Source organism: Pseudescherichia sp. L3, assembly GCF_024656065.1.
In the GTDB taxonomy this organism is placed as follows: domain Bacteria; phylum Pseudomonadota; class Gammaproteobacteria; order Enterobacterales; family Enterobacteriaceae; genus Pseudescherichia.
The window spans coordinates 547,517-573,348 of record NZ_JANKYC010000002.1; the positions used below are offsets into that span (position 1 = coordinate 547,517).

The 25,832-nt window shown below is 58.0% G+C and carries 25 protein-coding genes, 1 tRNA gene and 1 pseudogene; 19 read left to right on the top strand and 8 right to left on the bottom strand.

Annotated features, from left to right (window positions below):
* Window positions 1-34: 34 nt before the first annotated feature.
* On the bottom strand, window positions 35-955 hold the full coding sequence (locus tag NR795_RS14145; RefSeq protein ID WP_257758558.1) for a COG2958 family protein: 921 nt from the start codon (window positions 953-955) through the stop codon (window positions 35-37).
* 211 nt (window positions 956-1,166) lie between these two features.
* On the opposite strand from NR795_RS14145, the pseudogene NR795_RS14150 reads away from it, so the two are divergent.
* A pseudogene (locus NR795_RS14150) lies at window positions 1,167-1,922 on the top strand (phosphorothioated DNA-binding restriction endonuclease); the annotation flags it as partial.
* A 171-nt stretch (window positions 1,923-2,093) separates the two neighbouring features.
* Here NR795_RS14150 and NR795_RS14155 read toward each other — a convergent pair.
* Window positions 2,094-2,178 (bottom strand) — tRNA-Leu (locus NR795_RS14155).
* A 239-nt stretch (window positions 2,179-2,417) separates the two neighbouring features.
* Between NR795_RS14155 and NR795_RS14160 the strand changes: the two genes are divergently transcribed.
* The 3 genes from NR795_RS14160 to NR795_RS14170 all read left to right on the top strand — a co-directional run bounded on the left by NR795_RS14160 (window position 2,418) and on the right by NR795_RS14170 (window position 5,132).
* Entirely contained in the window at window positions 2,418-3,443 is a 1,026-nt protein-coding gene (locus tag NR795_RS14160; protein ID WP_257758559.1) for an HNH endonuclease domain-containing protein, read from the top strand.
* Complete coding sequence (locus tag NR795_RS14165) at window positions 3,440-4,027, top strand: bifunctional 2-polyprenyl-6-hydroxyphenol methylase/3-demethylubiquinol 3-O-methyltransferase UbiG (protein ID WP_257758560.1); 588 nt, start codon at window positions 3,440-3,442, stop codon at window positions 4,025-4,027. Before NR795_RS14160 ends, NR795_RS14165 begins: the two co-directional genes overlap by 4 nt.
* An 85-nt stretch (window positions 4,028-4,112) precedes the next feature.
* Window positions 4,113-5,132 carry an NAD(P)-dependent alcohol dehydrogenase gene (locus NR795_RS14170; RefSeq protein WP_257758561.1) on the top strand — a complete coding sequence of 340 codons (1,020 nt, stop codon included), beginning with the start codon at window positions 4,113-4,115 and terminating at the stop codon, window positions 5,130-5,132.
* Window positions 5,133-5,173: 41 nt separating this feature from the next.
* On the opposite strand, the gene NR795_RS14175 is transcribed toward NR795_RS14170, so the two are convergent.
* The 3 genes from NR795_RS14175 to lptF all read right to left on the bottom strand — a co-directional run bounded on the left by NR795_RS14175 (window position 5,174) and on the right by lptF (window position 9,109).
* Window positions 5,174-6,817, bottom strand: coding sequence for a dihydroxyacetone kinase subunit DhaK (locus tag NR795_RS14175; protein ID WP_257758562.1), 1,644 nt, complete (start codon window positions 6,815-6,817; stop codon window positions 5,174-5,176).
* Window positions 6,818-6,926: 109 nt separating this feature from the next.
* Window positions 6,927-8,009 carry an LPS export ABC transporter permease LptG gene (gene lptG, locus NR795_RS14180; RefSeq protein WP_257758563.1) on the bottom strand — a complete coding sequence of 361 codons (1,083 nt, stop codon included), beginning with the start codon at window positions 8,007-8,009 and terminating at the stop codon, window positions 6,927-6,929.
* Window positions 8,009-9,109, bottom strand: coding sequence for an LPS export ABC transporter permease LptF (lptF, locus tag NR795_RS14185; RefSeq protein ID WP_257758564.1), 1,101 nt, complete (start codon window positions 9,107-9,109; stop codon window positions 8,009-8,011). The genes lptG and lptF overlap by 1 nt, the downstream gene beginning before the upstream one ends.
* Before the next feature lie 256 nt (window positions 9,110-9,365).
* Here lptF and pepA point away from each other — a divergent pair, with 256 nt between their 5' ends.
* The 4 genes from pepA to NR795_RS14205 all read left to right on the top strand — a co-directional run bounded on the left by pepA (window position 9,366) and on the right by NR795_RS14205 (window position 14,823).
* Window positions 9,366-10,877 carry a leucyl aminopeptidase gene (pepA, locus tag NR795_RS14190; RefSeq protein ID WP_144816442.1) on the top strand — a complete coding sequence of 504 codons (1,512 nt, stop codon included), beginning with the start codon at window positions 9,366-9,368 and terminating at the stop codon, window positions 10,875-10,877.
* An 84-nt stretch (window positions 10,878-10,961) separates the two neighbouring features.
* Window positions 10,962-11,405, top strand: a complete 444-nt coding sequence (gene holC / locus NR795_RS14195; protein ID WP_222888918.1) for a DNA polymerase III subunit chi — start codon at window positions 10,962-10,964, stop codon at window positions 11,403-11,405.
* The gene (locus NR795_RS14200; protein ID WP_257758565.1) at window positions 11,405-14,260 is read left to right on the top strand and encodes a valine--tRNA ligase; all 2,856 of its coding nucleotides are present in this window, start codon (window positions 11,405-11,407) and stop codon (window positions 14,258-14,260) included. Before holC ends, NR795_RS14200 begins: the two co-directional genes overlap by 1 nt.
* Before the next feature lie 56 nt (window positions 14,261-14,316).
* Window positions 14,317-14,823, top strand: coding sequence for a GNAT family N-acetyltransferase (locus tag NR795_RS14205; protein ID WP_144816448.1), 507 nt, complete (start codon window positions 14,317-14,319; stop codon window positions 14,821-14,823).
* Between the two features lie 2 nt (window positions 14,824-14,825).
* On the opposite strand, the gene miaE is transcribed toward NR795_RS14205, so the two are convergent.
* A complete protein-coding gene (gene miaE, locus NR795_RS14210; RefSeq protein ID WP_144816450.1) occupies window positions 14,826-15,584 on the bottom strand; it encodes a tRNA isopentenyl-2-thiomethyl-A-37 hydroxylase MiaE in 759 nt (252 codons plus the stop codon).
* A gap of 65 nt (window positions 15,585-15,649) precedes the next feature.
* Window positions 15,650-16,075 carry a ribonuclease E inhibitor RraB gene (gene rraB, locus NR795_RS14215; protein ID WP_144816452.1) on the bottom strand — a complete coding sequence of 142 codons (426 nt, stop codon included), beginning with the start codon at window positions 16,073-16,075 and terminating at the stop codon, window positions 15,650-15,652.
* A 120-nt stretch (window positions 16,076-16,195) separates the two neighbouring features.
* Here rraB and NR795_RS20735 point away from each other — a divergent pair, with 120 nt between their 5' ends.
* Window positions 16,196-16,270 carry a hypothetical protein gene (locus tag NR795_RS20735; RefSeq protein ID WP_374544363.1) on the top strand — a complete coding sequence of 25 codons (75 nt, stop codon included), beginning with the start codon at window positions 16,196-16,198 and terminating at the stop codon, window positions 16,268-16,270.
* The gene (gene argF / locus NR795_RS14220; RefSeq protein ID WP_257758566.1) at window positions 16,240-17,244 is read left to right on the top strand and encodes an ornithine carbamoyltransferase; all 1,005 of its coding nucleotides are present in this window, start codon (window positions 16,240-16,242) and stop codon (window positions 17,242-17,244) included. Before NR795_RS20735 ends, argF (NR795_RS14220) begins: the two co-directional genes overlap by 31 nt.
* 58 nt (window positions 17,245-17,302) lie before the next feature.
* Here argF (NR795_RS14220) and NR795_RS14225 read toward each other — a convergent pair whose 3' ends face one another.
* Window positions 17,303-17,755, bottom strand: a complete 453-nt coding sequence (locus NR795_RS14225) for a YhcH/YjgK/YiaL family protein (RefSeq protein WP_144816456.1) — start codon at window positions 17,753-17,755, stop codon at window positions 17,303-17,305.
* A gap of 668 nt (window positions 17,756-18,423) precedes the next feature.
* On the opposite strand from NR795_RS14225, the gene arcA reads away from it, so the two are divergent.
* The 9 genes from arcA (at window position 18,424) to ridA (ending at window position 25,683) form a co-directional block, all read left to right on the top strand.
* On the top strand, window positions 18,424-19,644 hold the full coding sequence (gene arcA, locus NR795_RS14230; RefSeq protein WP_257758567.1) for an arginine deiminase: 1,221 nt from the start codon (window positions 18,424-18,426) through the stop codon (window positions 19,642-19,644).
* Between the two features lie 15 nt (window positions 19,645-19,659).
* Window positions 19,660-20,589, top strand: coding sequence for a carbamate kinase (arcC, locus tag NR795_RS14235; RefSeq protein WP_257758568.1), 930 nt, complete (start codon window positions 19,660-19,662; stop codon window positions 20,587-20,589).
* Between the two features lie 18 nt (window positions 20,590-20,607).
* The gene (gene argF, locus NR795_RS14240; RefSeq protein WP_257758569.1) at window positions 20,608-21,612 is read left to right on the top strand and encodes an ornithine carbamoyltransferase; all 1,005 of its coding nucleotides are present in this window, start codon (window positions 20,608-20,610) and stop codon (window positions 21,610-21,612) included.
* Between the two features lie 50 nt (window positions 21,613-21,662).
* Window positions 21,663-23,066: a YfcC family protein gene (locus NR795_RS14245; RefSeq protein ID WP_257758570.1), complete on the top strand. Its 1,404-nt coding sequence runs from the start codon at window positions 21,663-21,665 to the stop codon at window positions 23,064-23,066.
* Window positions 23,067-23,087: 21 nt separating this feature from the next.
* Window positions 23,088-23,579 (top strand): arginine repressor, encoded by a 492-nt coding sequence (locus NR795_RS14250; protein ID WP_257758571.1) that lies wholly within the window; start codon window positions 23,088-23,090, stop codon window positions 23,577-23,579.
* Between the two features lie 86 nt (window positions 23,580-23,665).
* Window positions 23,666-23,812: a pyrBI operon leader peptide gene (locus NR795_RS14255; protein WP_174435470.1), complete on the top strand. Its 147-nt coding sequence runs from the start codon at window positions 23,666-23,668 to the stop codon at window positions 23,810-23,812.
* Entirely contained in the window at window positions 23,805-24,737 is a 933-nt protein-coding gene (gene pyrB / locus NR795_RS14260) for an aspartate carbamoyltransferase (RefSeq protein WP_144816469.1), read from the top strand. Before NR795_RS14255 ends, pyrB begins: the two co-directional genes overlap by 8 nt.
* 17 nt (window positions 24,738-24,754) lie before the next feature.
* Window positions 24,755-25,222: an aspartate carbamoyltransferase regulatory subunit gene (pyrI, locus tag NR795_RS14265; protein ID WP_257758572.1), complete on the top strand. Its 468-nt coding sequence runs from the start codon at window positions 24,755-24,757 to the stop codon at window positions 25,220-25,222.
* A 74-nt stretch (window positions 25,223-25,296) separates the two neighbouring features.
* Window positions 25,297-25,683: a 2-iminobutanoate/2-iminopropanoate deaminase gene (gene ridA, locus NR795_RS14270; RefSeq protein ID WP_042388394.1), complete on the top strand. Its 387-nt coding sequence runs from the start codon at window positions 25,297-25,299 to the stop codon at window positions 25,681-25,683.
* Window positions 25,684-25,832 lie beyond the last annotated feature (149 nt).

The following is a 25,832-nucleotide window of genomic DNA, read 5'->3' on the forward strand; positions in this document are numbered from 1 at the left end:
ATCCTGTAAAAAACTTACAGGGAAAATGTATGATTTATTTGTTCCACAATGACTTGTGGATTTTTCCGGTCTGGTGGTACTCCCCCACCAGCTCAATAAAATCTTTAAAATCCCGATTCTCTTCCACCAGACGGTTCACTGACTGCCAGTCCACGCTGGTACGTTCACGCGCTGGGATCAACGTCTGGCTATTAGAGAAATCATGTGGATCCAGGAGGATCACACCGATACCGTGCAACGCACAGAGCATCTGAAGTTCACGCTCCACACTACGTTGTTTATCTTCGTTAATTTCAGTCGCCACCAGATAGCCGAAATGCGCCCAACTGGAATTGCTGACCGCCTGGAAGAAACATTCACGCACATTGCTACGGTTTAGCTGTTTTTTCACCTCAAAAGACCACAGCCGTGTCAAACGCCCTTCACTATGGCGAACACAGTTTTGAACCACATCGTCCCACTCTTTATCAAGAGGCTCCAATGCGACAATATCGGGATAAAGCCAATGGTTGCCACCCAACCCTTTGTTGTTGCTTGAGCGCTTTTCGTCAATACGACGGCACAATAGCCCTTCTTCCTGAGAGAGATAATCAATCAGGATCGGATACAACGAATGCTCGGTAAAGCTAACAGTTTCAACCGTTGGTTCGGGGGCTACATTAGCATCCGCCTGTTCAACCACAGACTCCCCCCAATAAAACAATCGTGGTCTTGGCTTATCACGCGTCATCATCTGCGGACACATAGCTTTCGCTTTAACAGTCCGACTGCCACCAACTTCAGCGGTAATTTGGCTTAAAAAAGCCTCATCGCTGGCAAAACGTGGATTTTTACGTTTTTCAGCCAGTTCTGCGCTGTAGTGCTCGATGATTTTCTGCGCCAGTTGGCGTGCAGTAAACTGCTGGCCGGGATTCGCCTGTAACACGTTGATTATCATCTGGGGACGACTAGTCATATGCCTTCCTGCGTTTGTACGCACGGCTTTGCGTATCGGCTTTTAAGCGATGCGTGGTTTACAACTCCTGTGGATGGGCCCAGTTTACCTTTCAGAGTTACAGACTTAAAGCATCGATTTCTCTCTCATGAACGTGACGAGCAATAATTGAATTTCACCGCTTTTGCGAGCATGATCGCAATAACATCAGCCTGTTACCCGGTTCATTCCCATGATATCTCTCGAAGCACTGCAATCAGCCATCTCCAACGTCTCTGTGTGGCGTCAGGGTGATGTATGCGCGCCGCATAAGCCGTTGCTGCTGCTGTATGTGTTGTCGCAGTACAAAGCAGGTCACCCGCGCCTGTTTAACTACGGCCTTGAGATCCACGAACCGCTCACTCGTCTGCTGAAAGAGTTTGGCCCCAAGCGTCGTACTGACTATCCCAATATGCCCTTCTGGCGGCTCAGAACTGATGGTTTCTGGGAAATCACCAACGCGGAAGGTTGTAAACCCCGTAAAGGGAATACTCAGCCGACAAAAAAAGAGCTGATTGATAACCAGGTAACAGGCGGCTTTGATGAAGCAGCTTACCAGCAGTTGCTAGCTCACCCTGAAGTAATTGACCAACTGCCCCAGCAGATCCTGATAGATCGCTTTCCCGAAAGTATTCAGAGGATCCTCGCCAACCAACTGGGCCTGGATTTTATCGACCGTTCAAAGAACCGCGATCCACGCTTCAGAGATATCGTTCTCCGGGCTTACCATTCGCGATGTGCTTTCTGCGGTTACGATCTACGGCTGGATGGTGCGCTGGTTGGTATTGAAGCAGCCCATATCCACTGGAAAACCTATGGTGGGCCATGTGTGGTAAACAACGGTCTGGCGCTGTGTTCGCTGCACCACGATGCTTTTGATATGGGCGCGTTCGGGCTGGATGAAAACCTGACGATCCGCATCTCCGGCGGCGTCAGCCGTAGCCCGGTGGAGCTGCGTGGAGAGAGATTGACAAAACAGAGAGTGAGTGAAAAGATCCGGCCCGAGGCTTTATAAACAAAAAAAGCCGGAGATGCGGCCATTTTGTAGTTGCCGTCAACATCCCGCTTCATTGTACAACGTACTGATTGTTGTAGATTTTCCGATTATCATAATCGTTTTTGGTGCCGAAGGCCGGACTCGAACCGGCACGTATTTCTACGGTTGATTTTGAATCAACTGCGTCTACCGATTTCGCCACTCCGGCACTGAAGGGGATGTACAGATAGCGGATGCATTATACCCGTTGCGGATCGCCATGCAAGCACCTCCTCCCACCCTCCTCGCTAACCGCATAAAAAACCACCGTTGTTCATGCCCACATCCCCCTCTCGGCCTTGCTCGCAAAAACCTGCAACACAATCCGAGGTTTACATTACTCCCTGTTTGTTATTTGATTCTGTTATTGGCTGGGGTTACCCCATCAACAGACATCAGGATGCAGGCATGCGCTTCTATCAGGTCGATCCCACGCTGGAGAACTACTGGCGCGGCGTGATCCTCTTCGGCAACAACTTCGCCACCTACAAGTTCGCCCTGGCCCATGCCCTGTACGATGTCGATCGCAGCGACTCCCTGGTGAAGCTCGATGACCTGGCCGTGCCCTTCAGCAGGCATATCTGCGAGCACCTGAAACATGCCCCCCGGCAGATCCTTAATGACAAGAAACCCGGCAAGCTGATTACCGCCTGCCTGCAATACAATTTGGGTGAGATAGATGAGGGTGAGCTGCATCGAATGACGGTTCGCTACGGCTTCTCGGTGGTGCTGGATGCTTTCCACAACGTCAACGGCGGGCCGCTGGAGAAGCAGTTCTTCATCAACGAACGCCGGGAGCACAAGGGCATTCGCCTGACGGATGAGTTCTACCGCCTGACGGAGACCCAGCAGTTCCACAACCTGGTATATGAAACCGACGCCCGCTGGCGGCTGGTGGAGAAAGCCTGGGAGATGGATCTGCCTCCGCAGCTGCTGGACGTGCATTACGATGCCGGGAGTGAAACCCTCTTCACCCAGCTCAACAGCTACCGCATCTCGCTCACCAGCTGCCGCAACAGCCTGAACGGCTATCAGAAGGGGCACTGCTTCTACTGCAACGCGCCGATAAGCCTGGAGTCCGGGCATCCGCTGCTGGCTGATGTGGATCACTTTATCCCGCTGGTGGCCCAGAGGCAGATGCCGGGGATGAACCTCAACGGCGTCTGGAACCTGGTCCTGGCCTGCCAGTCCTGTAACCGGGGCGAGAATGGCAAGTTCGCGCAAGTTCCCGCTCTCGATCTGCTGTATCGTCTCCATGCCCGCAACGAGTATTTTATTAACAGCAGGCTGCCGCTGCATGAGGCGATCATTAATCAGACCGGCAAGAGCGAGCCGGTGCGCCGCACGTTCTTAAACGATACCTGGAATGCCGCCCTCGCCTGCCGGTTGCGTATCTGGCAGCCGGATGCCGCCGGAGAGGTGATGTTCAGATGACGATGACCTATTACCTGCGCAACGCGCAGACGTTTTTCGACGCGACGGTGGGAGTGGATATGTCCTCCCTCTACGTGCCCTTCCTGAACCGGGTTGTTCCCGGTGGACGGGTGCTGGACGCAGGCTGTGGCTCCGGGCGCGACGCTAAAGCGTACAGCGCGCTGGGCTATCAGGTGGAGGCGTTCGACGCCTCGGCGGAGATGGTAGAGCTTGCCGCGGCTTATACCGGCCTGCCGGTGAGGCAGATGACATTTAACGCGCTGGAGGCCAAAGAGCGCTACGACGGGATCTGGTGCTGCGCCTCGCTGCTGCATCTTCCCCAGACTGAGCTGCCCGAGTCGATGCAGCGTCTCGCCCGGGCCCTGAAGCCGGGCGGGGTCTGGTATCTGTCGTTTAAATACGGTGTCGGCGAGCGGGAAAAAGAGGGGCGGCACTTTACCGATCTGAATGAGGCCGGGCTTGAGGCAGTGGTAGCCGCCGTGCCGCAGGTGAGCATCATCGAGCAGTGGACGACGCAGGACAAACGTCCCGATCGCGACGAGGTCTGGCTGAACGCCCTGTTGCGTAAGCATCTGTCTGAATAGACTACCATCCCGCACCTTCCGCCGATGCGCCGCCCTACCCCATGCTCTACACTTCCTAATCAACGCTGAACCAAAGGAAACCACAATGAGCAAAATTAAAAGCTATGCTGCCAAAGAAGCCGGGAGCGAACTGGAGCTGTACGAATACGACGCCGGGGAACTGCAGGCCGGGGACGTTGAGGTCCAGGTCGACTACTGCGGCATCTGCCACTCTGACCTGTCGATGATCGACAACGAGTGGGGCATGTCCCAGTATCCGCTGGTCGCCGGGCACGAGGTGATTGGTCGCGTGGCAGCCCTGGGCAGCGCGGCGCAGGACAAAGGTCTGAAGGTGGGCCAGCGTGTGGGTATCGGCTGGACGGCGCGCAGCTGTGGCCACTGCGATGCCTGTATCAGCGGCAACCAGATCAACTGTCTGGAAGGCGCGGTGCCAACCATCCTTAACCGCGGCGGCTTTGCTGAAAAGATCCGTGCCGACTGGCAGTGGGTGATCCCGCTTCCGGACAGCATCGATATTGAATCCGCCGGGCCAATGCTCTGCGGCGGCATTACGGTGTTTAAACCGCTGCTGATGCACAACATCACCGCCACCAGCCGCGTCGGGGTGATCGGTATCGGCGGTCTGGGCCATATCGCCATTAAACTGCTGCACGCCATGGGCTGCGAAGTGACGGCGTTCAGCTCTAACCCGGCGAAAGAGCAGGAAGTGCTGGGGTTCGGGGCAGATAAGGTGGTGAACAGCCGCGATCCAGAGGCGTTGAAAGCCCTGGCGGGTCAGTTCGATCTGATTATCAACACCGTTAACGTCGACCTGAACTGGCAGCCCTACTTCGAGGCACTGGCTCACGGCGGAAACTTCCACACCGTTGGCGCGGTGCTGAAGCCGCTTCCGGTTCCGGCCTTCACCCTGATCGGTGGCGACCGCAGCATCTCCGGGTCAGCAACCGGCACACCGTACGAACTGCGCAAGCTGCTGCGCTTCGCCGGTCGTAGCAAGGTTGCGCCACAGACCGAGCTGTTCCCAATGTCGCAGATCAATGAGGCCCTGCAGCACGTTCGTGACGGCAAGGCCCGTTATCGCGTAGTGTTGAAGGCAGATTTTTAAGTTGTAAACGCCCGGCGGCGCAGGTCGCCGGGCAGTAAAGGTTACGCCTTCACTAGAGCAGCAAAGACCTCGGCTACCGCTACCGCACCCGGATCGGTAACGCCGGTCAGGCTGTCGCTGTTCACGTATGACGAGCGCCCCGCGCCCGCTTTCTGCATCTTCGCGGTGCTCTCTGCCCCCTCTTTCGCCGCCGCGACCGCAGCGCTGAGATCCTGGCTCTGCAACGCCTCCAGCGCAGGCTGTAGGGCATCGATCAGCGTCCGGTCACCCAGATCCGCTCCACCGTAGTGCTTCATCTGCTTGAGGCCTTTTAACAGCGCATCGGCGATGCTCTCCCCGTCGTGAATCGCCTGCCCGGCAGCGGTGAAGAATATCGACATCAGCACCCCGCTGGAGCCCCCCATCACCGTCGCCAGCCGCTCACCAATGAGCTGGAAGAGCTGAGCGCTGTTATCCAGCGGCAGCTTGCCTTGCTCAAGCTGCTGGGCGATATCCCGCGCGCCCTCGGCAAAGGTCGAGCCGGTATCGCCGTCGCCTACTTTAGCATCCAGCGCGTTGAGCCGGTTCTCCAGGCTAATCAGCGTCTCGGTGGCGGCGTTAACGATGGCGCGAACGCCAGGGTTGTCAGAGGGCTGGGTCTCAATGCCGGTGTTAATCGCATTGTGCTTAACCGTGCGCACCGGGGCAAAGGCCACCGCTTTTTGCCAGCCGACGGTCTCAACGTCGGCGTTGAGGGCGCGCTCGAACTCATCGTTGAGGCGCAGCAGCGAGAGCGAGAAGCCTTTCATATCCAGGGAGCTGACCAGCGGCGCGGGGCCGATGAGGTAAGCAATCTGATCCTTGAGCGCCGAGTGCGCCAGCTCTTTGGTGAGCAGGGCCATCTCCAGGGCCGAGACGCCGCCAAGGTTGTTGATCAGCACCGCCACACGGTCGTTACCCGCTTTTGCCTTCAGCGGCTCGACGAGGGTGTCGATGAGGGTTTTACTGTTGTGGGTGTCGACGATGCTGGCCCCCGGCTCGCCGTGGATGCCGAGGCCCAGCTCGACCTTGCCGCGCTGGATACGGTTCTCCTCCTCTTCGCCGCTGCCCGGCAGGTTGCAGGTCTCCATCGCCAGCCCGAGGCTCCAGACGCTGTCGCTGGCCTGCTGGGCTATCGCCCGCACCTCGCCGAGGGATTTACCCTGCTCGGCGGCGTAGCCCGCAATCTTATGCACCAGCGCCGTGCCGGCGATGCCGCGCGGCTGCTTGTTATCGGGCAGGGCGATATCGTCCGCGACAATCACCATCTCCACCTTCAGGCCGTGGCGTTTGGCTTTCTCCGCCGCGAGGCCGAAGTTGAGGCGGTCCCCGGTGTAGTTTTTGACGATCAGCAGGCAGCCACGATCGCCGGTGACGGCGACGATGGCGTTAAGCACGGCGTCGACGCTGGGGGAGGCGAACACGTCTCCGCAGACGGCGGCGGTGAGCATCCCTTTACCGACGAAGCCGGCGTGAGCGGGCTCGTGGCCGGAGCCACCGCCGGAGATGACCGCCACGCGGCCCTTGTCCCAGTCGCCGCGCGCAACGATGCGGATAGCGGGATCGATATCGAGACGCACCAGGTTAGCGTGCGGTGCGGAGATAATTAAGCCTTCGATGGCATCATTGACCAGCTGCTTGCGGTCGTTGAAGAAAAATTTAGACATAGCTTCCCGAGCGGTTAATTCATCGTAAGGAAAGCATAGACGGTGTGACGAAGCGCAAAGTATTAAAGCGGGATTTTCCCCGCCCTAAAAAAGAGCGGGGAGGGCGGGATTACGCCCGGCGCATCATGAGCAATACGCTGATAGCGAGGAACAAGGCGCTCGGCAGCAGCGCGCCGATAAAGGGCGGAATGCCGTATACCAGCGTCAGCGGGCCGAAGATCTGGTCCAGCACGTAGAAGACGAAGCCGAAGCTGATCCCGGTGACCACGCGAACGCCCATCGGCACGCTGCGCAGCGGACCAAAAATGAACGACAGGGCCATCAGCATCATCACCGCCACCGACAGCGGCTGGAAGATCTTACTCCACATGTTGAGCTGATAGCGGCCAGAGTCCTGCCCGGTTGACTTCAGGTAGGTAACGTAATCACGCAGGCCGCTGATGGAGAGCGCATCCGGCTCCAGAGCCACCACGCCAAGCTTGTCCGGCGTGAGCGTGGTTTTCCAGGTACCGGTGACGGTCTGAGAGCCGGTGATCTGCTTCGGATCCTGCAGATTAGACTCGTCCACCTGCGACATACGCCAGAACTTCTCTTTATCATCAAAGATCGCATAGGCAGCATAGCGCACCGACTGCAGGCGACGCTGGTCGTTGAAGCTGTAGATGCTCACGCCGTTCAGCTCGTTGTTGCCGGTGACCCGCTCGATATAGACAAAATTATTGCCGTCTTTGGCCCACAGTCCCTGCTGGGTAGAGAGCATTGCGCCGCCATAGATGGCCTGAGTACGATAGGTCCGCGCCATCTGCTCGCCCTGCGGAGCGACCCACTCACCGATGGCCATGGTTAGCAGCACCAGCGGGATCGCCGTCTTCATTACCGACAGCGCCACCTGAAAACGGGTAAAGCCGGAGGCCTGCATGACCACCAGCTCGCTGCGCTGGGCCAGCATCCCCAGGCCCAGCAGCGCGCCCAGCAGGGCCGCCATCGGGAAGAAGACCTGAATATCTTTTGGAATGCTGAGCACGGTATACATCCCCGCGCCCAGTGCATCGTAGCTCCCCTGCCCGGCTCGTTTGAGCTGATCGACAAACTTGATGATGCCGGAGAGCGACACCAGCATGAACAGCGTCATCATGATGGTGGTGAAGATAGTTTTACCGATATAGCGATCGAGTACGCCAAAAGCCTGCATTATAACGCTCCTTTACGCACGAAACGGGCGCGTATGCGGCGCATCGGCACCGTGTCCCACAGGTTCAGCGCAACCGCCAGCGCCAGATAGAGCAGGTTCACTGCCCACATCCAGATCATCGGATCGAGCTTGCCCTTGCCGCCGCTGGACTTCAGCGAGGTCTGCACCAGGAAGAAGACCAGGTAGAGCAGCATCGCGGGCAGCATCGACAGCACGCGGCCCTGGCGCGGGTTCACCACGCTGAGCGGCACCACCATCAGCGCCATGACAAACACGGCGAAGATGAGGGTTAAGCGCCAGTGCAGCTCTGCGCTCGCCCGCGACGTGTCGGTGTGCATCAGGGTGCGCATGTCCATCTGCTCGGTATCGTCCGGATCCAGCGCTACCGCCTGATGGCCAACAATCGCCTGGTAGCCCTGGAAGTCGGTAATGCGGAAGTCGCGCAGCAGAGCGGTGCCTTCAAAGCGCGTCCCCTTGGTCAGGGTGACCACCTGCGAACCGTCTTTGCGCTGCGAGAGCTGGCCGGAGTCAGCTACCACGACCGATGGACGCGCGTTGCCTTTAGGTCGCAGCTGCGCGAGGAAGACGTCGTGGAAGTTGCTGCCGCTGACGCTCTCGATAAACAGCACCGAGTTACCGTCGGTGGCCTGCTGGAACTGCCCCTGCGCCAGCGCCGCCATGCCAGGGTTGGCTTTGGCTTCCGCCAGCACCTCATCCTGATGGCGCGAGGACCACGGCCCGGCCCACATGACGTTAACGGCGGCCAGAATGCCGGTAAAGATCACCAGCACCATCGCGGCCTTCACCAGCACGGCCTTGCTCAGGCCGCAGGCGTGCATCACCGTGATCTCACTGTCGGTGTAGAGCTTGCCAAAGGTCATCAGCAGCCCGAGGAACAGGCTAAGCGGCAGGATCAGCTGCGCCATTTCAGGTACGCCCAGCCCCAATAAGGAGAGCACCAGATTTGTCGGGATATCACCGTCAACGGCTGCGCCGAGGATCCGCACCAGCTTCTGACAGAAGAAAATCAGCAGCAGGATGAATAGGATCGCAAGTTGACTTTTTAGCGTCTCCCGAACCAGATATCTTATGATTATCACTATAAATACGCCCGTAAAAACCCGTCTTTTTGCAGGAAAATCGCTTGTTTCATGGCTTAAACGTCATTTATTCTCTTGAGTCGTCGAAAGCATCGCTAAGATGTAAGAAACTTAGCGGATGCACGTTTCAGGATATGTTCTGACGTGTCGAACTAAGATTAACACGAAGTCACCGCAACAGCGGACATGAGTTACGAAAGCTTGCAATTCTATCCGTAGCCCCGGCTGTTGTCTTTAAGATTCAGGAGCGTAGTGCATGGAGTTCAGTGTAAAAAGCGGTAGCCCGGAGAAACAGCGGAGTGCCTGCATCGTGGTTGGCGTGTTTGAACCGCGCCGGCTCTCCCCTATCGCCGAGCAGCTCGATAAGATCAGCGACGGCTACATCAGCGCGCTGCTGCGCCGTGGAGAGCTAGAAGGCAAGCCGGGACAGACGTTGTTGCTGCACCACGTTCCTAACGTCCTCTCAGAGCGCATTTTACTGATTGGCTGCGGCAAAGAGCGTGAGCTGGACGAGCGCCAGTACAAGCAGGTTATTCAGAAAACGATAAATACGCTGAATGATACCGGCTCGATGGAGGCGGTCTGCTTCCTGACCGAACTGCACGTTAAAGGGCGCAACACCTACTGGAAAGTGCGTCAGGCCGTTGAGACAGCAAAAGAGACCCTCTACAGCTTCGATCAGCTGAAAACCAACAAATCCGAGCCGCGTCGTCCGCTGCGTAAAATGGTCTTCAACGTGCCGACCCGTCGCGAGCTGACCAGCGGCGAGCGTGCTATTCAGCACGGCCTGGCGATCGCCTGCGGCATTAAAGCGGCAAAAGATCTCAGCAACATGCCGCCGAATATCTGTAACGCAGGCTACCTCGCCTCGCAGGCGCGTCAGCTGGCGGACTCCAACAGCGAGAACGTCACCACCCGGGTGATCGGCGAGCAGCAGATGCGCGAGCTGGGGATGCACTCCTATCTGGCCGTAGGCCAGGGCTCGCAGAACGAATCCCTGATGTCGGTCATCGAGTACAAGGGCAGCAGCGATGCCGAAGCGCGTCCGATTGTGCTGGTGGGTAAAGGGCTGACCTTTGACTCCGGCGGCATCTCCATCAAGCCTGCCGAAGGCATGGATGAGATGAAGTATGACATGTGCGGCGCGGCGGCGGTGTACGGCGTGATGCGCATGGTCGCCGAGCTGAAGCTGCCGCTGAACGTGGTGGGCGTGCTGGCAGGCTGTGAAAACATGCCCGGTGGCCGCGCCTTCCGTCCGGGCGACGTCCTGACCACCATGTCCGGCCAGACCGTGGAAGTGCTGAACACCGATGCCGAAGGGCGTCTGGTGCTGTGCGACGTCTTAACCTACGTGGAGCGCTTCGATCCCGAGCTGGTGATCGACATCGCGACCCTGACCGGGGCGTGCGTCATTGCCCTCGGCCACCACATCACCGGCCTGATGTCGAACCACAACCCGCTGGCCCACGAGCTGATCGGCGCGTCCGAGCAGGCGGGGGATCGCGCGTGGCGTCTGCCGCTAAGCGACGAGTACTACGAGCAGCTGGAGTCGAACTTTGCCGACATGGCAAACATCGGCGGGCGTCCTGGCGGGGCGATCACCGCGGGCTGCTTCCTGTCGCGCTTTACCCGGAAATACAACTGGGCGCACCTCGACATCGCCGGTACCGCATGGCGCTCCGGCAAAGCCAAAGGCGCAACCGGCCGCCCCGTCGCCCTGCTGTCGCAGTTCCTGCTGAACCGCGCCGGTTTTAACGGCGAAGAGTAAGCGTTATACGGCAGTAAATCGTAGGCCGGGTAAGCGTAGCGCCACCCGGCTTCGCATTTAAAGTGACCACAAGAAGCCCCATATATGAAGAATGCAACGTTCTACCTTCTGGACAATGACACGCAGCAGGATGGCTTAAGCGCCGTTGAACAACTGGTGTGTGAGATTGCCGCAGAACGTTGGCGCGCAGGGAAACGCGTACTGATCGCCTGCGAAGATGAGCGGCAGGCGGTGCGCCTCGACGAAGCCCTGTGGGCGCGTCCGGCCGAGCGCTTTGTGCCGCATAATCTGGCGGGCGAAGGTCCGCGCGGCGGTGCGCCGGTGGAGATCGCCTGGCCGCAAAAGCGCAACAGCAGCCCGCGCGATCTGCTGATTAGCCTGCGGGTGAACTTTGCAGATTTTGCCACCGCTTTCACAGAAGTGGTAGACTTCGTTCCTCACGAAGAAACTCTGAAACAACTGGCTCGCGAGCGCTATAAGGCCTATCGCCTGGCTGGTTTCAACCTGAACACGGCAACCTGGAAATAATGGAAAAGACATATAACCCCCAAGATATCGAACAGCCGCTTTACGAGCACTGGGAGCAGCAGGGCTACTTCAAACCGAATGGCGATGAGAGCCAGGAGAGCTTCTGCATCATGATCCCGCCGCCGAACGTGACCGGCAGTTTGCATATGGGCCACGCCTTCCAGCAGACCATCATGGATACCATGATCCGCTACCAGCGCATGCAGGGCAAAAACACCCTGTGGCAGGCCGGGACCGACCATGCGGGCATTGCGACCCAGATGGTGGTTGAGCGTAAGATTGCCGCTGAAGAGGGGAAAACCCGCCACGACTACGGTCGCGACGCCTTCATCGACAAAATCTGGCAGTGGAAGGCAGAGTCCGGCGGCACCATCACCCGTCAGATGCGCCGTCTCGGCAACTCCGTGGACTGGGAGCGCGAGCGCTTCACCATGGACGAGGGCCTCTCCAACGCCGTGAAAGAGGTGTTCGTTCGCCTCTATAAAGAAGATCTGATCTACCGTGGCAAGCGCCTGGTGAACTGGGATCCGAAGCTGCGCACCGCGATCTCTGACCTGGAAGTCGAGAACCGCGAATCGAAAGGTTCTATGTGGCACATCCGCTACCCGCTGGCCGACGGCGCGAAAACCGCTGACGGTAAAGATTACCTGGTGGTCGCCACCACCCGTCCGGAGACCCTGCTGGGGGATACCGGCGTTGCGGTGAACCCGGAAGATCCGCGCTACAAAGATCTGATCGGTAAATTCGTCGTACTGCCGCTGGTTAACCGTCGCATTCCGATTGTCGGCGACGAGCACGCCGACATGGAGAAAGGCACCGGCTGCGTGAAGATCACCCCGGCGCACGACTTTAACGACTACGAAGTAGGCCGTCGTCACGCCCTGCCGATGATCAACATCCTGACCTTTGACGGCGATATCCGTGAAAGCGCAGAGGTGTACGACACCAAAGGCAACGAAACCGACGTCTACTCCAGCGAGATCCCGGCAGCGTTCCAGAAGCTGGAGCGCTTTGCCGCCCGTAAAGCGGTAGTGGCCGCCGTTGACGCCCTTGGCCTGCTGGAAGAGGTTAAACCCCACGACCTGACCGTACCGTACGGTGACCGCGGCGGCGTGGTGATCGAGCCGATGCTGACCGACCAGTGGTACGTCCGTGCCGACGTGCTGGCAAAACCGGCTGTGGAAGCGGTTGAGAACGGTGACATCCAGTTCGTACCGAAGCAGTACGAGAACATGTACTTCTCCTGGATGCGTGATATTCAGGACTGGTGTATCTCCCGTCAGCTGTGGTGGGGCCACCGTATCCCGGCCTGGTACGACAACGAAGGCAATGTCTTTGTGGGCCGTACGGAAGAGGAAGTGCGCCAGGAGAATAACCTGAGCGCCGACGTTGCCCTGCGCCAGGACGAAGACGTGCTGGACACCTGGTTCTCCTCTGCGCTGTGGACCTTCTCTACCCTCGGCTGGCCGGAGAACACCGACGCCCTGCGTCAGTTCCACCCGACCTCAGTGATGGTCTCTGGCTTCGACATCATCTTCTTCTGGATCGCTCGCATGATCATGATGACCATGCACTTCATCAAAGATGAAGACGGCAAGCCGCAGATCCCGTTCAAGACCATCTACATGACCGGTCTGATCCGCGATGACGAAGGCCAGAAGATGTCCAAGTCTAAGGGCAACGTGATCGACCCGCTGGATATGGTGGACGGTATCTCCCTGGCAGATCTGCTGGAGAAACGCACCGGCAACATGATGCAGCCGCAGCTGGCAGAGAAAATTGCCAAGCGCACCGAGAAGCAGTTCCCGAACGGCATCGAGCCGCACGGCACCGACGCCCTGCGCTTTACCCTGGCGGCGCTGGCCTCTACCGGCCGCGACATCAACTGGGACATGAAGCGCCTGGAAGGCTACCGCAACTTCTGTAACAAGCTGTGGAACGCCAGCCGCTTTGTGCTGATGAACACCGAAGAGCAGGATTGCGGCTTCAACGGCGGCGAGATGACCCTCTCCCTGGCGGATCGCTGGATCCGTGCCGAGTTCAACCAGACGGTGAAAGCCTTCCGTGAAGCGCTGGACAGCTTCCGCTTCGATATTGCGGCGGGCATCCTGTATGAGTTCACCTGGAACCAGTTCTGTGACTGGTATCTGGAGCTGACTAAGCCGGTGATGAACGGTGGCTCTGAAGCCGAGCTGCGCGGCACGCGCAACACCCTGGTCACGGTGCTGGAAGGTCTGCTGCGTCTGGCGCACCCGATCATTCCGTTTATTACCGAAACCATCTGGCAGCGCGTGAAGGTGCTTACCGGTAACAACGCCGACACCATTATGCTGCAACCCTTCCCGGCCTTCGATGCCGCCCAGGTTGATGAAGCGGCGGTAGCGGATACCGAGTGGCTGAAGCAGGCGATTGTCGCGGTGCGTAACATCCGCGCCGAGATGAACCTCTCCCCGGCGAAGCCGCTGGAACTGCTGCTGCGCGGCTGCAGCAACGATGCGGTACGTCGTGTGAACGACAACCGCAGCTTCCTGCAGACCCTGGCGCGTCTGGAGAGCATCACCCTGCTGCTTGCCGATGATAAAGGCCCGGTCTCCGTGACCAAGATCATCGACGGCGCAGAGCTGCTGATCCCGATGGCTGGCCTGATCGACAAGGATGCCGAGCTGGAGCGTCTGGCAAAAGAGATCGCCAAAGTGGACGTTGAAATTGGTCGTATCGAGAGCAAACTGGGGAACGAAGGCTTTGTGGCGCGCGCGCCGGAAGCGGTCGTTGCCAAAGAGCGTGAGCGTCTGACTGCCCTGGCCGAAGCGAAAGTTAAACTCGCCGAACAGCAGGACGTCATCAGCGCGCTGTAATCGCGTTCGCCCCTTACCTCTCCGGTAAGGGGCACTTATCAACGAAGAGCCTCACCATGAATGTTGCAACCGCCACTCAACTGCACATGCGCCGCATCACGCCTGAAGACAATGCGGCTATCGCCGCCGTTATTCGCCAGGTATCAGCGGAGTATGGCCTGACCGCCGACAAGGGCTACACCGTTGCCGATCCCAATCTTGATGAGCTGTACGCGCTCTACAGCCAGCCGGGCCACGCCTACTGGGTGATTGAGCAGGATGGTCAGGTGGTGGGCGGCGGCGGGGTCGCGCCACTTCAGTGCAGCGAACCCGATATCTGTGAACTACAGAAGATGTACTTCCTGCCCGCGGTACGCGGCAAAGGAATGGCGAAAAAGCTGGCGCTTGCCGCGCTGGATCACGCCCGTACGCAAGGGTTTACCCGCTGCTATCTGGAGACCACCGCGTTTCTGAAAGAGGCAATTGGCCTCTACGAGCATCTGGGCTTTGAACACATCGACGGGCCGCTGGGCTGTACCGGGCACGTCGACTGTGAAGTGCGGATGTTAAAAGCGCTGGCCTGAAATCAGACCGGCACACCGCTGTGAAAACGAAACTCGCTGTCGGGGGTGGCAATCAGCGCCGCCTCCACCTCGCCAAAAAAGCGTACCCGGGGAGTGATATCCTGAGCTGAGATCTGCTGGGCCAGCGTCAGGTAGTCCTCGTAGTGCCGCGCCTCGGATCGCAGCAGCGATAGATAGAACTTCTGCAAATCCTCTTCGAGATAGGGTGCCAGGGCGGCAAAGCGCTCGCAGGAGCGGGCCTCGATATACGCCCCGCAGATCAGCTTATCAATCAGCGTGAGCGGCTCGTGGGTCCGTACCTCCTTCAGCATCCCTTTGGCGTAGCGGCTGGCGGTGATCTTGATGTAGGGAATGTTCCGCACCGTCATCGCCTCGCGCACCTGCCAGAAGTGGTGCAGCTCCTCTTTAATCAGCAGCACCATGCTGTCGATCAGCAGGCGGCCCCAGGGATCGTTGGTCTGCGGCATCACACCTTTACCAATCTGCCGGTGCAGGGCGACAAAATCTGGCTCTGGCCCTTCACGGAAGGTGAAGGCCTCATAAGGTTTGAGCCACTCAAGCAGCGTCTCGCCACCGGTCTTATCCGCCACGTACTTGCGGACCAGCAGCATCGCGGTCTGCGCGGCCTTGAGCTCGCACACCATATGGTCGGTCAGCAGCAGAGGCAGGTTGGCCGGATCGCGGGCTTTGTCGATCCACGCCTGAGGCGTTGGGCAGTGCAGGAAGGTGTGTATCGGGGCGAGTATCTGGGCGTAGTCCATGGCGTTCCTTGCAGTGCGGCAGCGGGCGCTACCGCACGCACAATCAAAGCGTGTTACCGAATGACTTAGTGGCGGGTGCCGTCATCATCTTCGTCGACGTAATCTTCACCGTCTTCGTCATCACCCTCTTCGCCGTTAGGATCCTCGTAGTAGGTGCCCCAGCCGTCGTACTCAACGTCAAACTTCTCTGCCAGGGTCATCAGCTGCTCAACCTGAGCGTCGATCAGATCGGCATTCAGCGCGCACTCGCTCAGAATGTCGCAGCAGATCACGGTGTCACCCTCTTCTACTTCCAGCTCCTCCGGCTCGGTCACTTCATAACCCATTTTGAACGCCTCTACCGCCACTTTCTCCAGCGTTTCAAAATCATCGGCAGAGAGATGATGCTCGATAGTGTAGAGCGCATCAGGATCGCTACCGTCCTCCAGCAGCTCTTCAATAATCAGACGGGTCTCTTCACGCTGCTCTTCCAGATGTTCCTGGTTTGCCATAGGTTGTTCCTCATAATGTGCGGCAGATACTCTTATTTTCACATACCGTTGCCAATGCCTCCACTCCTGACGGAAAAGATTTGTTGAACAGGGTTGCAAATGAATATTTAGACATATAAAGTGAATTTTAATTCAATAATTGGCTTGAGCCATGTGAGGGAAACATGTCTGCGTTCTACCAGAAACATTTTTTAAAACTGCTCGACTTTACCCCTGCCGAAATTACTGCCCTGCTCCAGCTCGCCGCCCAGCTCAAAAAAGATAAAAAACAAGGCAATGAAGTACCGCAGCTGGCGGGTAAAAACATCGCGCTCATCTTCGAAAAAGACTCTACCCGTACCCGATGCTCTTTCGAAGTTGCCGCCTATGACCAGGGTGCTCGCGTCACTTATTTAGGGCCAAGCGGGAGCCAGATCGGGCATAAAGAGTCAATTAAGGATACCGCCCGCGTGCTGGGCCGCATGTATGACGGCATTCAGTATCGCGGCCACGGCCAGGAGATCGTCGAGGCTCTGGCCGAATTCGCCGGCGTTCCGGTATGGAACGGCCTGACCAACGAGTTTCACCCGACCCAGCTGCTGGCGGACCTGCTGACCATGCAGGAGCACCTGCCGGGCAAAGCCTTTAACGAGATGACGCTGGTTTACGCGGGCGACGCGCGCAACAACATGGGTAACTCTATGCTGGAGGCCGCCGCGCTGGTGGGGCTGGATCTGCGTCTGGTGGCCCCTCAGGATTGCTGGCCGGAAGCGAGCCTGGTGGCCGAGTGCAGCGCCCTGGCGCAGCAGAACGGCGGCAGCATCACCCTGACAGAGAACATTGCCGAGGGGGTCAACGGCGCGGACTTTATCTATACCGACGTGTGGGTTTCGATGGGCGAAGCCAAAGAGAAGTGGGCCGAGCGTATCGCGCTGCTGCGCGACTATCAGGTGAACAGCCAGATGCTGGCCCTGACCGGCAACCCGCAGGTGAAGTTCCTGCACTGCCTGCCCGCCTTCCACGACGACCAGACCGCCCTTGGCAAACAGATGGCGGAGACGTATGGCCTTCACGGTGGCATGGAGGTGACCGACGAGGTGTTTGAGTCGCCGAACAGCATCGTGTTCGACCAGGCGGAAAACCGCATGCACACCATCAAGGCGGTCATGGTTGCCACCCTCTCCAGGTAAACCGTTGCTCACGTAGGCCGGGCAAGCGCCAGCGCCGCCCGGCTTTTGCATTGCCCGACTACGCCACTAATACTTTCACCACCACTTTACGCACCTGGGCTGGGTTGCCCACCGCACACAGCGGCTTATGCACTTCGCCTGGATAGAAGACCACGAAATCCCCTTCGCTCAGCACCACCGTCTTCTCCTGCTCGCCTTCCGGCAAAAACGCGATGTCCTTATCTGCCAGCCAGTCGGTGTCCGGCGTACCCGCTGGCAGGGTGCTGTAGGTCATCCCCTCCTGGCCTTTCAGTACGATCTGAATATCCAGATAGCGGGCGTGATACTCCGCACGGCGTTTGGCAAACGGCTCGGTCATGTCTTCCGAGAGCAGGAAGAAGAGGCGCGAGCCGTCGATATCGTGCTTGCCCGTTGGCGTCGCGTCGTTAACGTGCTGTTTGACGTACTCAATGGCCTCGGCCAGCTCCTGCGGCAGCCAGGACTGAAGGTTGTGAATGTTGCCTGTGATCATGCGTAACCTCTCGATATAAAACGTTGTTTCATTTTTAACTTTTATACGAGAATTTTGCTTGCCCTACCACCCCTTTTTAGCGAACCCTTGCGATAGCGCATAGTTATTGGCAAATAAGTTAACTTTTTGTTAAAAGACAGAACACGTTTATGCACTCTCTTTGCATAAGTGCCGCTTTATATTAATACCGCTGAGAATTATGCTACTGAAAACCGAGTACTAATAAAAAAAACCTCAGCACGATCACACACTACGTCACAGCTTATCGCTAAAGGCGGCAGCATATTTATTTTATAATGTCTGGCACAGAGAAATAAAAAACACCCAAAAATGAATATCCATGCACCACTCAAAAATATTTTCTTTATTTTCAATCGGATATAGATTTTCAAATAAACACACCCCGCACACATCTTTAACAATAACAAATATTACCCTGTATTAATGCGTAGCAATGCATTGCGTTATTTCAATAAAAAATGGTTTCTCTGAACCATCTCAAATAAACCAACTGGGGTTATTCCATTACCGTTCACCCGTGAGCGGTATCACATAATTAATGTACCAGGCCTCTATTATAGCCACGAAATCCAGCGAAGCTCGCACGCTATAAAATAACGCATTTTATAGCGTCTCTCTCTTATTGCCGGAAAACGTAAGGAATAGTTATGGAAAAACACTACGTCGGATCGGAAGTGGGTCAACTACGCAGCGTAATGCTGCACCGTCCTAATCTGAGCCTGAAAAGACTGACGCCCTCAAATTGTCAGGACCTGTTATTTGATGATGTATTATCCGTTGAGCGCGCGGGTGAAGAGCACGATATTTTCGCTACTACCCTGCGTGAGCAGGGCGTTGAGGTGCTATTACTCACCGATCTCTTAACCCAGACGCTGGATACGCCAGATGCCAAAGAGTGGCTGCTGCAAACTCAGGTCTCTGACTATCGTCTGGGGCCTGCCTTTGCCAGCGATGTACGCGGCTGGCTGGCAGATATGCCCCACCGCGAGCTGGCCCGACGATTAAGCGGCGGACTGACCTACGGTGAAATACCGACGTCGATCAGTAATATGGTTGTTGATATTCATACGGCAAATGACTTTATTATGAAGCCGCTGCCTAACCACCTCTTTACCCGTGATACCTCCTGCTGGATATATAACGGTGTCTCTATAAACCCTATGGCAAAAGCGGCCCGCCAGCGTGAGACCAATAATTTGCGGGCCATCTATCGCTGGCATCCTCTGTTTATAAATGGCGACTTTATTAAATATTTCGGCGACGAAGACATTAATTATGACCACGCTACCCTGGAAGGGGGTGATGTATTAGTCATTGGCCGGGGTACGGTATTAATCGGCATGTCTGAACGCACCACGCCCCAGGGCGTCGAGTTCCTTGCCTCCGCTCTGTTTACCCACCGCCAGGCCGAACGCGTTATCGCCGTCGAGCTGCCGAAACACCGCTCCTGTATGCACCTCGACACGGTGATGACCCATATCGATATCGACACCTTCTCCGTCTACCCGGAAGTGGTGCGCCCGGACGTGCAGTGCTGGACGCTAACGCCCGACGGTCATGGCGGCACTGCCCGTCGCCAGGAGACCACCCTGCTGCGGGCGCTGGAGAAAGCGCTCGGCGTCACGCAGATCCAGCTGATCACCACCGGCGGCGACGCCTTTGAAGCCGAGCGCGAGCAGTGGAACGATGCCAATAACGTCCTGACCCTGCGCCCCGGCGTGGTGGTTGGCTACGAGCGCAACGTCTGGACCAACGAGAAGTACGACAAGGCAGGGATTACCGTTCTCCCTATTCCAGGGGATGAGCTGGGACGCGGACGCGGCGGCGCACGCTGCATGAGCTGCCCGCTGGAACGCGACGCCATTTAAGGCAAGGAGCAGAGAATGAAAACGGAGATGAAACCGATCCTCGTGGTCGCCCTTGGTGGTAACGCCCTGTTGAAACGCGGCGAGCCGCTGGAGGCCGCGATCCAGCGCAAAAATATCGATCTGGCCGCCGAGACGATCGCTCAGCTTACCCAGCGCTGGCGGGTGGTGCTGGTGCACGGCAACGGCCCACAGGTGGGTCTGCTGGCGCTGCAAAACAGCGCCTATACCGGCGTTACGCCCTATCCGCTGGATGTTTTGGGGGCCGAGAGTCAGGGAATGATTGGCTACATGCTGCAACAGTCGCTGAAAAACCGGCTGCCAAAATGCGAAGTCAGCGTCCTGCTGACTCAGGTGGCGGTGGACCCCGCCGATCCTGCCCTCGCCAACCCCACGAAATACATTGGGCCGGTGTATGACCAGCCGCAGGCCGACGCGCTGGCCGCCGAAAAAGGGTGGTGCTTTAAAGCCGATGGGAGCTATGTCCGCCGCGTGGTTCCCTCCCCGCAGCCGATGCGCATCGTCGAGCGCGATGCTATCGAGGCACTTCTCCAGCGCGGCCATCTGGTGATCTGCAACGGCGGCGGCGGCGTGCCGGTGGTTGAGCAGGCTGACGGCTTCCACGGCATTGAAGCGGTGATTGATAAAGACCTCTCTGCGGCGCTGCTGGCCCGCCAGCTGGAGGCCGACGCGCTACTGATCCTCACCGATGCCGACGCGGTCTATCTCAACTGGGGTACGCCAGAGCAGCACCCGCTCACCGAGGCCACCCCGCAGCAGCTGAGCGGGTTTACCTTCGACGCCGGTTCGATGGGGCCAAAAATCGCCGCCTGCTGCCGCTTTGTCAAGACCTGCAACGGCATCGCCGGGATCGGCTCCCTGGCGGATGGCCCGGTCATTCTGGCTGGCGAGCGCGGAACCCTGATCCGCAACGATCCCCTTCAATAAACAGATTAAGGACGACGCATGAAAATCGCTTTGAAAAACCGCAATTTCCTCAAGCTGCTGGATTTTACCCCCGATGAGATCCACTTCCTGATTGATATGGCGATGGAGCTAAAAGCCGCCAAAAAAGCGGGCTGCGAAAAGCAGACCCTGGGCGGCAAAAATATTGCGCTGATCTTCGAGAAAAGCTCGACCCGTACCCGCTGCGCCTTTGAGGTGGCCGCCTTTGATCAGGGTGCGCAGGTGACCTACATCGGTCCGAGCGGATCGCAGATTGGTCACAAGGAGTCGATGAAGGACACTGCCCGCGTACTGGGTCGCATGTACGATGGCATTGAGTATCGTGGCTACGGCCAGGCGATCGTTGAAGAGCTGGGAGAGTACGCCGGAGTACCGGTGTGGAACGGCCTGACCAACGAGTTTCACCCCACGCAGATCCTGGCCGATCTCATGACCATGCTGGAACACGCACCGGGTAAACGCCTCTCTGAGCTGCGCTTTGCCTATTTGGGCGATGCGCGTAACAACATGGGCAACAGCCTGATGGTCGGCGCGGCCAAAATGGGCATGGATATCCGGCTGGTGGCGCCAAAAGCGTTCTGGCCAGACGAGGCGCTGGTGGCGCAGTGCCGGGAGATTGCGAGGGATACCGGGGCAAACATCACCCTGACCGAGAACGTTGCTGAGGGTGTCACCGGCGTTGATTTTCTCTACACCGACGTCTGGGTCTCCATGGGCGAGCCAAAAGAGGCGTGGGGCGAGCGCGTCAGCCTGATGAAACCTTATCAGATCAGCCAGCAGGTCATAGAGGCCACCGGCAATCCGCAGGTGAAATTTATGCACTGCCTGCCCGCCTTCCACAACGAGCACACCACCGTGGGAGGCGAAATTGAGCTGGCCTGGGGCCTGAAGGGGCTGGAGGTCACCGAGGAGGTGTTCGAATCCGCCCACTCCATCGTGTTCGATGAAGCAGAGAACCGGATGCACACCATCAAAGCGGTGATGGTGGCGACCCTCGGCGAGTAACCACCCCGGGCGTCGCAGCACCTGTGACGCCCAAACAGGGAGAGAACCCTATGCGTAGATTTAAATTTCCCTCTGCTTACACCATTCTATTTATTCTGATCGCGCTGGTTGCCGCGCTGAGCTGGATTGTCCCGGCCGGGCATTATCAGATGGTTATGAACGAGACGCTGGGTAAAGAGGTCCCCGTCGCGGGCACCTATGCGCACGTTACGGCCCAACCGCAGGGGATCGTTTCCGTTATTATGGCCCCCATCAGCGGCCTGTACGATCCCGATACCGGTCAGGCAGGTGCCATTGACGTCGCACTGTTTGTGCTGATCATCGGCGGCTTTCTGGGGATCGTCAATAAAACCGGGGCCATTGACGCCGGGATCGAACGCGTCACGCAGAAGCTCAGCGGCCGCGAGGAGTGGATGATCCCGATCCTGATGGGACTCTTTGCCGCAGGCGGTACGATCTACGGCATGGCAGAAGAGTCGCTGCCGTTCTACACCCTGCTGGTGCCGGTCATGATGGCGGCGCGCTTCGATCCGCTGGTCGCCGCCTCTACGGTGCTGCTCGGAGCGGGCATTGGCACGCTCGGTTCAACCATTAACCCCTTCGCCACGGTGATTGCCGCCAACGCGGCGGGCATTCCATTTACCACTGGCATCTGGCTGCGCGTGGCCCTGCTGGTGGCGGGCTGGCTTATCTGCGTCGCATGGGTGATGCGCTATGCCCGCCAGGTGCGGCAGGATCCCAGCCGGTCCATCGTGGCGGATAAGCAGGATGAGAACATCGCCCACTTCCTGGGCGGCAAGCGCCAGCAGGATCTGGCCTTCACCGGCACGCGCAAGCTGATCCTGGTTATCTTCGCCCTCGCCTTTGCGGTGATGATCTACGGCGTGGCGGTGCTGGGCTGGTGGATGGGGCAGATCTCCGGCGTCTTTCTCGCGGCGGCCATTATTACCGGGCTGCTGGCCCGCATGAGCGAGGAGGAGCTGACCTCCACCTTTATTGACGGCGCGCGGGATCTGCTGGGCGTGGCGTTAATCATCGGCATTGCCCGCGGTATCGTGGTGGTGATGGACAAGGGCATGATTACCCATACCATCCTGCACAGCGCCGAGGGGCTGGTGAGCGGCCTCTCCAGCATAGTGTTTATTAACGTGATGTACTGGCTGGAGGTGGTGCTCTCGTTTCTGGTGCCCTCCTCCTCGGGGCTGGCGGTGCTGACCATGCCGATCATGGCTCCGCTGGCGGATTTTGCCCGCGTCGATCGCGATCTGGTGGTCACCACTTACCAGGCCGCGTCCGGCATTGTCAATCTGGTTACCCCCACCTCGGCGGTGGTGATGGGTGGGCTGGCGATTGCCCGGGTGCCCTACGTTCGCTATCTGAAGTGGGTCGCGCCGCTGCTGCTGATGCTGACCGTATTGATCTGTTTGATATTAAGCCTCGGTGCGCTGCTTTAACCACAACAGGGAGGAAAGAGCATGAAGGACTATCGCGACTGCTCCACCAGGGAACAGCAGCAGCTGGCTGCCTGCCGACAGCTGGTTACCGAGAAGAGCTACCTGTCGCAGGAGGCGATCCGCCGGGACCTTCAGCGGCACGGCTTTGAAACCATCAGCCAGTCCACGGTATCACGCCTGCTGAAGCTGCTGGGGATTATCAAGATCCGCAATGCCAAGGGACAGCGGATCTATGCCCTCAACCCGCAGCTGCGCCCGGCACCGGATGCCGCGCGCTGCCTCTCCGATATGGTGCTTAACGTCGAGCACAATCGCGAGTTTATTCTTATTCATACCGCTGCAGGATACGGGCGAGCGGTAGCCCGTATTCTGGACTATCACGCTCTGCCGGAGATCCTTGGCGTGGTGGCAGGCAGCAGCATTGTCTGGGTCGCCCCGCGTGACGTGCAGCGTACCGCCCAGGTGCGCAATCGCGTTAACCATCTCTTAAAAATGCATATATATGCAAAATAACCGTTTGCTTTTGATAAATAGCGCATCGATCTCTTGATTCGCCTTATGAGCTGAGTATAATCGCGGACAATTTGCCGGGAGGAAGCATGGTCAAGTCCGTTCGACACACTGTCTCACCGCGCCTGAAAGAGGGCGCTGGCCTGCCGTTTTTCTTCCCAATGCTCACCTATTTCTATAGCCCCTCTTTTGAGGGGCTTTTTTTTGCGCAGACGTCAGGAGATAACCATGGCTAATCCGCTCTATCAGAAACATATCATTTCCATAAACGATCTCAGCCGCGAAGAACTGGAACTGGTGCTGGAGACCGCAGCGAGCCTGAAGGCAAACCCGCAGCCGGAGCTGCTGAAGCATAAGGTGATCGCCAGCTGCTTCTTTGAAGCCTCTACCCGCACCCGCCTGTCATTTGAAACCGCAATGCACCGCCTGGGTGCAAGCGTGGTCGGCTTCTCCGACAGCAGCAACACCTCGCTGGGTAAAAAAGGCGAGACCCTGGCGGACACCATCTCCGTTATCAGCACCTACGTTGACGCCATTGTGATGCGTCACCCGCAGGAGGGCGCGGCGCGGCTGGCCACCGAGTTCTCCGGCGGCATTCCGGTATTGAACGCGGGCGACGGTGCAAACCAGCACCCGACCCAGACCCTGCTGGATCTCTTCACTATTCAGGAGACCCAGGGACGACTGGAGAACCTCAACATCGCGATGGTGGGCGACCTCAAGTATGGCCGCACCGTTCACTCGCTGGCCCAGGCGCTGGCGAAGTTTAACGGCAACCGCTTCCTGTTTATCGCCCCCGATGCGCTGGCGATGCCGCAGTATATCCTCGATATGCTGGATGAGCGCGGGATTGCCTGGAGCCAGCATGCCACCATTGAAGAGGTGATCCCGGAGGTGGATATCCTCTACATGACCCGCGTGCAGAAAGAGCGTCTGGATCCGTCCGAGTACGCCAACGTGAAGGCGCAGTTTGTCCTGCGTGCCAGCGACCTGCACAGCGCCCGGGGCAACATGAAGGTGCTGCACCCGCTGCCGCGCGTCGATGAGATTGCCACCGACGTGGATAAGACGCCGCACGCCTGGTATTTCCAGCAGGCGGGCAACGGTATCTATGCTCGCCAGGCGCTGCTGGCGCTGGTGCTTAACCGCGATTTGGCCTAACAGAGGGGGGAAACGAGATGACACACGACAATAAACTGCAGGTCGAAGCGATTAAGCGCGGCACGGTGATCGATCATATTCCGGCGCAGGTGGGCTTTAAGCTGCTGACTCTGTTTAAGCTGACCGAAACCGACCAGCGGATCACCATCGGTCTGAATCTGCCCTCGGGAGAGATGGGCCGCAAGGATCTGATCAAGATCGAAAATACCTTCCTCACCGACGAGCAGGTTAACCAGCTGGCGCTGTATGCCCCGCAGGCGACGGTAAACCGCATCGACGACTACGAGGTGGTAGGCAAGTCGCGACCTAACCTGCCGTCGCGCATTGAGGCGGTGCTGATCTGCCCCAACAGCAACTGCATCAGCCATGCCGAGCCGGTGTTCTCCAGCTTTGCGGTGAAGCAACGCGCCAACGACATTGCTCTGAAGTGCAAATATTGCGAGAAAGAGTTTTCTCACGCGGTGGTGCTGTCACACACCCGTTAATTCAGATTGGTCATCGTCTCCGCGCTGCCTATAATGGCGCGGAACCTCAATACCATTCGCTTTCAGGAGAAATCATGACAAAAATCATCGCGACGGAAAATGCACCAGCAGCCATTGGTCCTTACGTTCAGGCGGTCGATCTCGGCAATATGATCCTAACGTCCGGCCAGATCCCGGTCGATCCAAAAACCGGCAGCGTGCCGGAGGATATCGCGGCCCAGGCGCGCCAGTCGCTGGATAACGTTAAGGCCATCGTGGAAGCCGCTGGCCTGAAGGTAGGCGATATTGTTAAAACCACGGTGTTCGTGAAAGATCTGAACGATTTCGCCACCGTTAACGCCACCTACGAAGCGTTCTTTAACGAGCACCAGGCCGCCTTCCCAGCCCGCTCCTGCGTAGAAGTCGCCCGCCTGCCAAAAGACGTGAAGATCGAGATCGAAGCGATCGCCGTGCGTCGTTAACAGCGGCGTAGTACCGCCCGGCGGCGCTGCGCTTGCCGGGCCTACGGAGTCAGTTTCCTTCCTGAATATTTACATTTCCCCCAGCGCACGCCCTCTGTACGCTCCCCGTTTTACCTTGTCCTGCGTCAATAAAATCGCAAACTTGTTTG